9 protein-coding genes and 1 pseudogene are annotated in these 11610 nt (G+C 70.8%); 3 read left to right on the forward strand and 7 right to left on the reverse strand.

Translation table 11 applies throughout. The features are described from left to right. From ABNT58_RS11955 to tkt, 3 genes are all read right to left on the reverse strand, one after another. Complete coding sequence (locus ABNT58_RS11955) at positions 1 to 1995, reverse strand: S8 family serine peptidase (protein WP_348753697.1); 1995 nt, start codon at positions 1993 to 1995, stop codon at positions 1 to 3. A gap of 132 nt (positions 1996 to 2127) precedes the next feature. Further along, positions 2128 to 3132, reverse strand: coding sequence for a type I glyceraldehyde-3-phosphate dehydrogenase (gap, locus tag ABNT58_RS11960; RefSeq protein WP_348753698.1), 1005 nt, complete (start codon positions 3130 to 3132; stop codon positions 2128 to 2130). Positions 3133 to 3183: 51 nt separating this feature from the next. After that, positions 3184 to 5226 carry a transketolase gene (gene tkt, locus ABNT58_RS11965; RefSeq protein WP_348753699.1) on the reverse strand — a complete coding sequence of 681 codons (2043 nt, stop codon included), beginning with the start codon at positions 5224 to 5226 and terminating at the stop codon, positions 3184 to 3186. Between the two features lie 76 nt (positions 5227 to 5302). Between tkt and speD the strand changes: the two genes are divergently transcribed. The 3 genes from speD (at position 5303) to ABNT58_RS11980 (ending at position 7902) form a co-directional block, all read left to right on the forward strand. Next, on the forward strand, positions 5303 to 5683 hold the full coding sequence (gene speD, locus ABNT58_RS11970; protein WP_348753700.1) for an adenosylmethionine decarboxylase: 381 nt from the start codon (positions 5303 to 5305) through the stop codon (positions 5681 to 5683). Next, positions 5680 to 6372 (forward strand): N-acetylmuramate alpha-1-phosphate uridylyltransferase MurU, encoded by a 693-nt coding sequence (murU, locus tag ABNT58_RS11975; RefSeq protein ID WP_348753701.1) that lies wholly within the window; start codon positions 5680 to 5682, stop codon positions 6370 to 6372. The genes speD and murU overlap by 4 nt, the downstream gene beginning before the upstream one ends. 69 nt (positions 6373 to 6441) lie before the next feature. After that, on the forward strand, positions 6442 to 7902 hold the full coding sequence (locus ABNT58_RS11980; RefSeq protein ID WP_348753702.1) for a diguanylate cyclase: 1461 nt from the start codon (positions 6442 to 6444) through the stop codon (positions 7900 to 7902). Here the strand turns inward: ABNT58_RS11980 and ABNT58_RS11985 are convergent. The 4 genes and pseudogenes from ABNT58_RS11985 to ABNT58_RS12000 form a co-directional block, all read right to left on the reverse strand. Then, the gene (locus ABNT58_RS11985) at positions 7851 to 9470 is read right to left on the reverse strand and encodes an FAD-dependent oxidoreductase (protein ID WP_348753703.1); all 1620 of its coding nucleotides are present in this window, start codon (positions 9468 to 9470) and stop codon (positions 7851 to 7853) included. The two genes, ABNT58_RS11980 and ABNT58_RS11985, sit on opposite strands and share 52 nt — an antisense overlap. 23 nt (positions 9471 to 9493) lie before the next feature. Next, positions 9494 to 11065: a polyamine aminopropyltransferase gene (locus ABNT58_RS11990; RefSeq protein ID WP_348753704.1), complete on the reverse strand. Its 1572-nt coding sequence runs from the start codon at positions 11063 to 11065 to the stop codon at positions 9494 to 9496. Positions 11066 to 11069: 4 nt separating this feature from the next. Continuing rightward, entirely contained in the window at positions 11070 to 11294 is a 225-nt protein-coding gene (locus ABNT58_RS11995) for a DUF350 domain-containing protein (protein WP_348753705.1), read from the reverse strand. 16 nt (positions 11295 to 11310) lie between these two features. After that, positions 11311 to 11610 (reverse strand): annotated as a pseudogene (locus ABNT58_RS12000) (DUF4178 domain-containing protein); the annotation flags it as partial.

The following is an 11610-nucleotide window of genomic DNA, read 5'->3' on the forward strand; positions in this document are numbered from 1 at the left end:
TCAGGCGGCGGGGCGCACCCGCCGCAGCGCCACCGTGGCCGCGGCCAGCAGGGCCAGCCAAGTCAGGCTCATCGCGCCGCCACCACCGCCGCCACCGCTGCTGGACGACGAACCGCTGTCGGTGCCGCCGCTGGTGGCCGCTGCCACCGTGAAGGTCTGGCTCGTGGTCGTGGTGAAGCCCAACGCATCGGTCACGGCGGCCTGAACCACCACCGTGCCTGCGCCGGTGGGGGTCAGGGTGGCGGTGGCGCCGCTGGCCGTCAACGTGGCCAGCGTGCCGCCCTGCGTGATGGACCAGGCCACGGTGACCGGCAAGCGCTCGGCGGGTGCCGAGGTGTTGGCGGTCAGCGACACGGTCTGGCCCGCGGTGGGCGCCGTGGTGCTGGCCGACACGGCCACCGTGGCCACCGCACCCTGCGCCTGCTGCGCCAGCGCCACCGCCGCGCCCGCGTCCAGCATGCCGGCGCCGCAGGTGCTGGTGGTGCAGTAGCACTCCAGCTGGTCGATGCCGTTGGGCGCGCGGCACTGGGCGATCGGGCCCAGGTCATTGGCCACCACGCCGCTGCTCGGGAAGGTGCGGGCCGAGCGTTGCAGCATCGCCTTCACCTGCGCCGGACTGAGGCCGGGCTGCAGGTCCAGCATCAACGCCGCCGTGGCCGCCACCTGGGGCGCCGAGAAGCTGGTGCCCACGCTGGGGTGGGTGGTGCCGTCGCTGTAGGTCGACGTGCCCGGCGTGGTGGTGCCGCTGTTGTAGGTGGTGAGGATGGGGTACAGGCAGGGGCCGCTGTTGTCGGCGTTGACGCAGTTGCCGCCCGGCGCGCTGAGCGTCACTTCAGGCCCGACGTCGGAGTAGCCCACCTTGGTGCCCACATGGCGCAGCGCGCCCACGGTGATCACGTTGCTGCAGTTGCCCGGCGCCCCCACCGCGTGGCCGGCCGTGTTGCCGGCCGCCACCACCACCGTCACGCCACGGGCCACCGCGGCATTGATGGCGTCCTGGTAGGTGCGACTGCAGCTGCCGGTGCCGCCCAGGCTGAGGTTGATGACCTTGGCCGGCGTGGGATTGGCGGGCACGCCCGCCACCGAGATGCCGGCCGCCCACTGAATGCCGGCGGCGATGTCCGATTCGTTGCCGTAGCACTTGCCCAGCACGCGCACCGGCTGCACCCGTACGTTCCAGCCGCCACCGGCCACGCCCGCGCCGTTGTTGGTCTCGGCGCCGATGATGCCGGCCACCTGCGTGCCGTGCCAGGAACTGCGGGCCTGCGGGCAGCTGGAGAAGCTGCCGGTGTTCGCCTCGCTGGCGCTCACCCAGTCGCCCGGATCGCTCGGGTCGCTGTCACGGCCGTTGCCGTCGTTGGAGATGGTGGTGTCCGACACCATGTCGTAGCCGGCCACCAGCTTGTTGACCAGGTCGGGATGGTCGGTGCGGACGCCGGTGTCCAGCACCGCCACGACAACGCCCTGCCCCGCAGCGCCGCCCTTCGAGAAATCCCAGGCACGCACCGCATTGATGGCTGCCGCCGCCTCCCCGGCCGGCGCACGCAGGAACCACTGGCCGACGGCCGGCCCCGCGGCAGGCCCGGATTGGAAGTAGGTGTCGTTCGGCGTCGTGTCCAGCCGCGTCATCCGCCGATCCGGCTCCGCGTACTCCACCTCGCTGTCGGCCGCCAGGCGGGCGGCCAGCTGGGCGCTGGTCATGCCGTCGGCGGTGACCACCTGCGCCCGCTCGCCCACCGCGTGGCCGGCCTTCAAGGCCAGGCCGACGCGGCTGCCCAGGGTGCCGGCGCGCTCGCCCAGCACCTGGGCCGCCGTCTCGCTGGCGGCACTGGCCGACAAGGCCCGCGCACGCACGGTGCTGGCGTCGGACTTGAACTTGACGATCACCCGCCCCGTGTCCACCGAGGTCACCGCGGCCAGGCGCGGCGCCTGCTCGGCGGCAAAGGATGCGAAGGTGGTCACCGCCAGCAGCAGGGGAAGGAGCAACGGTTTCATGACGGCGAGTGTAGGCAAGGCACGGTGGCCGAATGTTGCTGGACGTACCCTGGGGCCGCCCAAAGAAAAAGCCCGCGATTGCGGGCTCTGTTCAGCTTGCCGGCGCCCGGCAAGGGGCGCCCGGGGACCGGATTACTTGGCGGCCACCACGCGGGCCATCTCCAGCACCTTGTTGCTGTAGCCCCACTCGTTGTCGTACCAGGACACCACCTTCACGAAGGTCTTGTCCAGGGCGATGCCGGCCTCGGCATCGAACACCGAGGTCATGGCTTCGCCGCGGAAGTCGGTGGAGACCACCTTGTCCTCGGTGTAGCCCAGCACGCCCTTCATCGCGCCTTCGGAGGCGGCCTTCATGGCCTTGCAGATGTCCTCGTAGCTGGCTTCCTTGTTCAGCTCCACGGTCAGGTCCACCACCGACACGTCGGAGGTGGGCACGCGGAAGGCCATGCCGGTGAGCTTCTTGTTCAGCTCGGGGATGACCACGCCCACGGCCTTGGCGGCGCCGGTGCTGCTGGGGATGATGTTCTCCAGGATGCCGCGGCCGCCGCGCCAGTCCTTGTTGGATGGGCCGTCCACGGTCTTTTGCGTGGCGGTGGCGGCGTGCACGGTGGTCATCAGGCCGCGCTTGATGCCGAAGGTGTCGTTCAGCACCTTGGCCACGGGCGCCAGGCAGTTGGTGGTGCAGCTGGCGTTGCTGATGATGGCCTGGCCGGCGTAGGTGCTGTCGTTCACGCCGTAGACGAACATCGGCGTGTCGTCCTTCGACGGGGCCGACAGGATGACCTTCTTGGCGCCGGCCTTCAGGTGGGCTTCGGCGGTTTCCTTGGTCAGGAAGAGGCCCGTGGACTCGACCACCACGTCGGCGCCGACTTCGTCCCACTTCAGCTCGGCCGGGTTCTTCACCGCGGTCAGGCGGATCTTCTTGCCGTTGACGATCAGCGTGTTGCCGTCAACCGCCACGTCGCCCTTGAAGCGGCCGTGCACGCTGTCGTACTTCAGCATGTAGGCCAGGTAGTCGGGCTCCAGCAGGTCGTTGATGCCGACCACTTCGATGTCGTTCGCGAAGTTTTGAACCGCCGCGCGGAACACCATGCGACCGATGCGGCCGAAGCCGTTGATGCCGATCTTGATAGCCATGAGATCACTCTCCTCGGTAGGTGAAGAACAAAAGCTTGCGTGCCGGCGGCCTCAGCCGCGCAGCACCTTGCGAACGGTGGCGGCCACGTTTTCCGCGGTGAACCCGAACTCCTTGAACAGCACGTTGGCCGGGGCGCTCTCGCCGTAGCGGTCCAGGCCGATCACGGCGGCGCAGCCGTACTTCCACCAGAAGTCGGTGACGCCGGCTTCCACCGCGATGCGCGGCAGGTTCTTGGGCAGCACCTGGGTCTTGTAGGCCACGCTCTGGCGGTCGAACACGCTGGTGCTGGGCACCGACACCACGCGCACCGCGATGCCTTGCACCGCCAGCTGCTGCTGGGCGTGCAGGGCCAGGCCCACTTCGCTGCCGGTGGCCATGATCACGGCCTGCGCCTTCTTCTTCAGGCCCACCTCGCTGGGTTCGGCCAGCACGTAGGCGCCCTTGCTGATCTCGTCGAGCTGGGCCTTGGGCAGGTAGGGCAGGTTCTGGCGGCTGAGCAGCAGCGCGCTGGGGCGCGAGGCATTGCCGATGGCCATGGTCCAGGCGGCGATGGTCTCGGTGGTGTCGGCCGGGCGCCAGACGTCCAGGCCCGGGATCAACCGCAGCGAAGCCGCATGCTCCACGCTCTGGTGGGTGGGGCCGTCTTCGCCCAGGCCGATGGAGTCGTGGGTGAAGACGTGGATCACCCGGCGCTTCATCAGCGCGGCCATGCGGATGGCATTGCGGCTGTAGTCGCTGAAGGTGAGGAAGGTGCCGCCGTAAGGAATGAAGCCGCCATGCAGCGCCACGCCGTTCATGATGGCGGCCATGCCGAACTCACGCACGCCGTAGTTGATGTGGCGGCCGCCGTTGGGCGTGCCGGCCTCGTCGAAGCGCAGCGCGGGCGTGCTGCTGGTGTTGGTGAGGTTGGAGCCGGTCAGGTCGGCCGAGCCGCCCAGCAGCTCGGGCAGCGCGCGGGTGAAGGCTTCCAGCGCCAGCTGGCTGGCCTTGCGCGAGGCCACGGTCTCGGCTTTCTCGTGCGCGGCCACCATCGCGTCCACCGCATGCTGGGCGAAGCTGGCGGGCAACTCGCCGCGCATGCGGCGCAGCAGCTCGGCGGCCTGCTCGGGAAACTCGGCGCGGTAGGCGTCGAAGCGCTTCGTCCACTCGGCCTGCGCATCCGCGCCGGCCTGCTTGCGGTCCCAGGCGGTGTACACCTCTTCGGGCAGCACGAAAGGCTCGTGCGACCAGCCCAGCGCGGCGCGCGTCAGCGCGATTTCTTCGCCGCCCAGCGCTTCGCCGTGGGCCTTGGCGGTGCCGGCGCGGTTGGGCGAGCCCTTGCCGATGGTGGTCTTGGCGACGATGAGCACCGGCTTGCCGCTGCCCTTGCGGGCCTTGGCGATGGCCGCGTCCACCGCGTCCACGTCATGGCCGTCGACCGGGCCGATGACGGTCCAGCCATAGGCCTCGAAGCGCTTGGCGGTGTCGTCGATGAACCAGGGCGTGACTTGGCCGTCGATGCTGATGCCGTTGTCGTCGTAGATCGCGATCAGCTTGTCCAGCTTCCAGGCACCGGCCAGCGCGCAGGCTTCGTGGCTGATGCCTTCCATCAGGCAGCCGTCGCCCAGGAACACGTAGGTGTGGTGGTCCACCACGGTGTGGCCGGGGCGGTTGAACTCATGCGCCAGCAGCTTCTCGGCCAGGGCCATGCCCACGGCGTTGGTGATGCCCTGGCCCAGCGGGCCGGTGGTGGTTTCCACGCCGGGGGTGACGTCCACCTCGGGGTGGCCCGGGGTCTTGCTGTGCAGCTGGCGGAAGTTGCGCAGCTCCTCGACCGGCAGCGCATAGCCGGTCAGGTGCAGCAGCGCGTAGATGAGCATCGAGCCGTGGCCGTTGCTCAGCACGAAGCGGTCGCGGTCGGCCCACAGCGGGTCGGCCGGGTTGTGCTTGAGGTGGCGGCCCCACAGCGCCACCGCGATGTCGGCCATGCCCATGGGCGCGCCCGGGTGGCCGGAATTGGCCTGCTGCACGGCGTCCATCGCCAGGGCACGTACGGCGTTGGCCATCAGGGTGGCGTCGGCGGTCTGGGGGGTGTGGTTGGGGGTCGAACTCATGCTGTGTGCCGGGGCGCGGCGCGGGAAGGGCTGAGCCCCGGAGTTTAGGCCAGGGCCCCCGCGATAATCGCCGGCCATGCACGGACTGCACCTCACCGCCGACTTGCAAGGCTGCCCCGCGCACGCAGCGGCGATGACGGACCGCGAGGCCCTGCGGGCCCGCTGCCTGGCTCTGGTGGCCGAAACCGGCCTGCGGGCGGTGGGCGAGGTGTTCCACGGCTTTGCGCCGCAAGGCCTGACCGGCGTGGTGCTGCTGGCCGAATCGCACCTGGCGGTGCACACCTGGCCCGAGCTGGGTGCGGTGACGCTGGACGTGTACGTGTGCAACGTGGGCGCCGACCACACCGCCGGCGCGCGCCGGCTGCTGGCGGCGCTGATCGATCTTTTCCAGCCCGCGCAGGTGCTGCGCCAGCAGCTGCAGCGCGGCGACCTGCGGGCCCCGCCCCTGCCAACATGACCCTCAAGGCCCTGATCCTGGCCGCCGGCCGCGGCGAACGCATGCGCCCGCTGACCGACCACACCCCCAAGCCGCTGCTGCCGGTGCGCGGCCAACCGCTGATCGAATGGCACCTGGAGGCCCTGGCCCGCGACGGCGTGCGCGAGGTGGTGATCAACACCGCCTGGCTGGAAGACCAGTTTCCGGCCGCGCTGGGCGACGGCAGCCGCTGGGGCCTGCGCATCCGCTACAGCTGCGAGGGCCGCGACCACGGCGGCGCGCTGGAAACCGCCGGCGGCATCGCCAAGGCCCTGCCCTGGCTGGCCGAGCGGCCGGACGACGTGTTCTGGGTGGTGTCGGGCGACGTGTTCACGCCCGGCTTCGTGTTCGACGCCGCGGCGGCGCAGCGCTTTGCGGCCGGCCCCGCACTGGCCCACCTGTGGCTGGTGCCCAATGCGCCGCACCATCCGCGCGGCGACTTCGGCATCTCGGCGCAGGGGCTGGCCACCGCCGTCGGCGAGCCGCGCTACACCTGGTCGTCCATCGGCCTGTACCGGGCCGCGATGTTCAGCGGCGTGCCGGTGGGCCAGCGCATGGCGCTGCGGCCGCTGCTGGACGCCGCCATCGCCGAAGGCCGGTTGCAGGCCCAGCTGTACCACGGCCCCTGGACCGACGTCGGCACGCCCGAGCGGCTGGCTGCGTTGGGCTGAACAAACCCTCTGCGCGGCCATAGCAGAATGGGCCGCTTCTGCTCTCCGAGCTTGCTGGAGTCCTGAGTCTTGGCCGATGTCTACGCGGAAATGTTCGAACTGGCCCCGGTGTCGCTGTGGCTGGAGGACTACTCGGGCCTGAAGCCGCTGTTCGCCCGCTGGCGCGCCGAAGGCGTGACCGACCTGCGCAGCTGGTTGCGCGCCGAGCCCACGCGGGTGGCCGAGTGCGCCCAGTGCATCCAGCTGCTGCAGATGAACCGCCGCACGCTGAGCCTGTTCGGCGCCAGCAGCTTCGAGCACCTGAAGGCCAACCTGCACGAGGTGTTCCGCGACGACATGCTGGACCAGCACGTCGAAGAGCTGGGCCAGCTGTGGGACGGGCAGCTGCACTTCAGCAGCCGCACCGTGAACTACAGCCTGGACGGCCGGCGGCTGGCCATCACGCTGCAGGCCACGGTGCTGCCCGGCCATGAGCACGACTGGAGCCGCGTGCTGATCGCCATCGACGACGTGACCGAGCAGGCCCGCACCGAGCGCGCGCTGCGGGCCAGCGAGGTCTATGCGCGCGGGCTGTTCGAGCATTCGCCGGTGTCGCTGTGGGTGGAAGACTTCAGCAGCATCCGCCGCCTGCTGGACGAGGTGCGCGCCAAGGGCATCGAAGACTTCCGCGTGTTTCTGGACGTGCACCCCGAGTTCGTGGACCGCTGCATGCGCGAGATCCGCGTGCTGGACGTCAACCGCCAGACGCTGGCCATGTTCCAGGCACCCGACAAGCGCACGCTGCTCAACCAGCTCGACGCGGTGTTCCGCGGCGAGATGCGCGCCAACTTCACCGAGCAGCTGGTGGACCTGTGGGAGGGCCGCACCAGCCACCAGCGCGAGGTGGTGAACTACGCGCTCAACGGCGACAAGCTGCATGTGTACCTGCAGTTCTCGGTGCTGCCGGGGCATGAGGCGCGCTGGGACCAGGTGCTGATCTCGTTGACCGACATCACCGCGCGCCGCAAGGCCGAGGCCTACCTGGAATACCTGGGCCGCCACGACGTGCTCACCGGCCTGGCCAACCGCGCCTACTTCATCGAAGAGCTGCAGCGGCTGGAACGCCGCGGCCCCTGGCCGGTGACGGTGGTGATGGTGGACCTGAACGGGCTGAAGTCGGCCAACGACCGCGGCGGCCATGCGGCCGGCGACTCGCTGCTGCGGCGCACCGGCGAAGTGCTGGGCAAGGTGGTGGAAGGCTCGATGAGCGCCTCGCGCATCGGCGGCGACGAGTTCGCGCTGCTGCTGCCCGGCGTGGACGAGCGCGGCGGCCAGCGCATCATGGAGCAACTGCGCGACCTGCTGGCGCTGAACAACCAGTTCCATGCCAGCGCGCCGCTGCACCTGTCGCTGGGCGCGGCCACCGGCCAGCATGGCGCGCGGCTGGAAGCGGTGATCCACGAGGCCGACCAGGCGATGTACGAATCCAAGCGCAGCTTCTACGCCAAGCGCGAGCGCGACCGGCGCAGCGGGTTTTCCAGCCTCGACTGACCCAGTGCCCGCCCCATCCGCGTGCCGCGGGTGAAGGCCTCTTCGAACACCGAGTAGCCCGACAGGTCGGCATGCACGAAGTGCACGCGGCCGCCGGGCACGCCGGCGCCGGGGGGGCCCAGCGCCTGCAGCGCCGGATGGCCGCGCACGCCGGGGGCGGGAATGGCCATCGCATGGCCGTGGCGCATCAGGTCCACCCGCAGCAGCTGGGCCGGCAGGTCGGGGTGCACGGCGGCCAGTTCGTCCACCACCGGCTGCGCCCAGTGCTGCCAGGGGCGTGACAGCAGCGCGCCGCGTTCGGCCTCGGGCAGCGCCCAGTAGGCGGTGAGCACGGTGGGCCCGGGCTCGGGCCGCAGCGCCTGGTGCATCGCATCCACATAACCCAGCATGCGGCTGCCGTGCAGCACGTTGTCCCAGGCCGGCGCGGCGCCGATGCGCTGCAGCAGCGGCGCGCGCAGCTGCAGGTTGGCCACCAGCCAGGGCGCATGGCGCAGCGTAGCCACCGCCGGTGCCAGCGCAGGCGGCGGTGCGGCCAGCAGCCGCTGCGCGATGAACAGCGGCATCGCCATCACCACGTGGGGCGCCACCCAGCGCTCGGGCCGGTCGGTGCGGGCGTTCCAGGCCTGCACCGTCACCTCGTGGCGGCCGGCCTGCACCTGCAGCGCCAGGCAGCCGGTGTGCAGCCGGTCGGCGCCCAGCGGCTGCGCCAGCCGGCGCGCCAGCCAGGCATTGCCTTCGGGCCAGGTGAGCACCGGCTCGGGGTCCGCTTCTTCCCCTGGCGCATGAAAGCCGTGGCGGCTGGCGAAGTAGTGCAGCCCGGCCCAGGCCGAGACGCTGCCGATGCCGGCGCCGTAGTCGTCGCGGCAGCAGTAGTCGAGGTAGCTGCGCAGGCGCTCGTCGCGCAGGCCTTGCGCAGCCAGCCAGGCGGCGAAGGTCTGTGCATCCAGCGCCGCATGCGCTGCGGTCCAGGTACTGCCCAGCGTGGGCATCGCAAAGCCCAGCTCGCGCTGCGCCTGCCGCACCGCCTGCGCGAACTGGCGGTACTGCGCCAGCGTGGCCGAGCCCGCCTCGGCCGGTGGCAGCAGGCCTTCCACCCAGGCGCCGTCGATGAAGAGCCGTTCCTGCGGGCTGTGGCACAGGTGGCGCTCGTCGTACACCGTGCGGCCGGCCTGCTGGCGGGCCAGGCCCAATTCGTCGAGCCATTGCTGCAGCTCGGGCGCGGCCGGACCGGGCAGCGGCAGGTAGTGCGCCCCCAGCGGGCAGGCCATGCCGCCCATCGCATGGCCGCGGCTGTTGCCGCCGGCTTCGTCTTCCAGCTCCAGCAGGTGCACGTCGGCCACGCCCTGCTGCAGCAGCGCGCGGGCGGTGGCCAGGCCGGCGATGCCGCCGCCCAGCACCAGCACCTGGGCGCGGCGCAGCGGGCCGTCGGCCTGGGTGATGGCAGACATCTGCCGCAGCCGGTGGCCGCGTTCGGCGCTCGCGCCCACCCAGCCGCCAGACCAGCCCGTTCCGCCAGGGTCGGCCGGGTTGCAGGCGCCCAGGCCCGGCAGCGCAATGGCCGAAGCCATGCCACGCAACAGCCGGCGGCGAGTCAGGGCTGGTGCACGCGGCCCCATTCTTCCTCGAAGGTGTGCACCAGCAACTGGTTGGACAGCCGGTTGGGCTCGGCCGGCAGCCGCGCCATGTCGGGCGGAAACTGCATCAGCGCGGGCAGGCCTTCCAGCGTCAAGAAGCGCAGCCCCGCCGGCAGCGCCTGCGGCTGGCGCCAGGGCCGGTGGCTGGCGATGATGAAGCCCCATTCACCGAAGCTGGGCACATGCGCGTGGTACGGCGTGGTGGCCAGGCCGGTGACCTCGATGGTGGCGGCCACCGTCCAGAAGCTGCGGCGCGCCACCAGCGGCGAGGTGGTCTGCACCACCGCATAACCGTCGGCGGCCAGGTGCTGGTCCACCAATTGGTAGAAGCTGGTGGTGTAGAGCTTGCCCAGCGAGAAGTTGGTGGGGTCGGGAAAGTCGACCACGATGACGTCGAACACCTCGCGGCTCTGGTCCAGCCAGCCGAAGGCATCGGTGTTGACGATGCGCAGCCGCGGTGAGTGCAGCGCGTCGGCATTGAGCGCGCGCAGCAGCGGCTGCTGGGCAAACAGGCGCGTGACCTGCGGGTCCAGCTCCACCAGCGTGACCTGCTGCACCGTGGGGTACTTGAGCACCTCGCGCACCGCCAGTCCGTCGCCGCCGCCCAGCACCAGCACCCGCCGCGGCGCGCCGTGCGCGGCCATCGCGGGGTGCACCAGCGCCTCGTGGTAGCGGTACTCGTCGCGCGAGTGGAACTGCAGGTTGCCGTTGAGGAAAAGGCGCACGCCGGCCGCGCTGGAGGTGACCACGATGCGCTGGTACGCGCTGCTGGACCGCAGCACCACGCTGTCGCCGTAGAACCGGTCCTCGGCCCAGGTGCTGATGCGGTCGGCCTGCGCCCAGGCCAGCAGCAGCACGCCGGCCACCGCCACGCAGGCGGCCGCATGGGCGCGCAGACGCCGCAGCTCGCCGCGGAACAGCCACAGCGCCCACACCGCCACCGCGGTGTTGAGCAGCCCGAAGAACAGGCCCGTGCGCACCAGCCCCAGCTGCGGCACGAACAGCAGCGGAAAGGCCAGCGCCACCACCAGCGCGCCCAGGTAGTCGAAGGTGAGCACCTGCGACACCAGGTCGCGCAGCGCATAGCGCTGGCTGAAGTGCCGCTTGAGGATGCGCATGACCAGCGGAATCTCCAGCCCCACCAGCGTGCCCACCAGCAGCACCAGGCCGTACAGCAACACCCGGAAGGGCAGCAGCGCCGAGGCCGGCAGCAGGCTGTGCGCGATGAAGAGGGCCGCCGGCATCAGGCCGCCGACCAGGCCCACCAGCAGCTCGATGCGCAGGAACTGCGCAATCAGCTGCCGCTCGACGAAGCGCGACAGCCACGAGCCGATGCCCATCGCGAACAGGTAGCTGCCGATGATGGTGGAGAACTGCAGCACCGAGTCGCCCAGCAGGTAGCTGGCCAGCGCGCCAGCGGCCAGCTCATACACCAGACCGCAGGCGGCCACCACGAACACCGAGGCCAGCAAGGCCACCTCGGCCGGCGCGATGCGGGCCGCAGCCGCCGGCTGCGCGGAAGCGCTCACGCCGCTAGCCGTGCACCGCGGCCGAGACGATGAGCCCGATGGCGATGCACATCGCGCCCACCACGATGGCCAGCGCGGTGTTGCGCTTTTCCACGATCTCGGCCCACAGGTCGTAGGGCGTGAGCTTGTCGATGACGACGAAGCACACCCAGAACACCCCCACGCCGATCAGCGCATACAGCAGCGAGCCGAACACCGCCGCCGGCCGCAGCCATTCAAAACCCATCATCGTGTTCTCCTCTTGCCTACTTGTGGCCGCCACCGCCGGTGCTGAAGCCGCCGAACGATCCGCCGCCGATGCGGCCGGTGGCTACGCCGCCCGAGCGCTGGCATTCGCGGTATTCGTTGCTGCCGGCGCCGAAGGTGCGGCGCAGATCGTCGCAATCATCGCCGCCGCAGCGGGTGACCAGCAGGATCAGCAGCACCAGCAGCGCAAAGATCAGCAGCGGCTTGAGCAGGCCGCCGCCACTTTTCACGCTGAACTGCAGCAGCGGCGCGCCGTCGCGCTGCAGCGCGGCCAACCGGTCGTCGGGCAGGCCGAAGGC

This window comes from uncultured Aquincola sp., assembly GCF_964001545.1.
In the GTDB taxonomy this organism is placed as follows: domain Bacteria; phylum Pseudomonadota; class Gammaproteobacteria; order Burkholderiales; family Burkholderiaceae_C; genus Aquincola.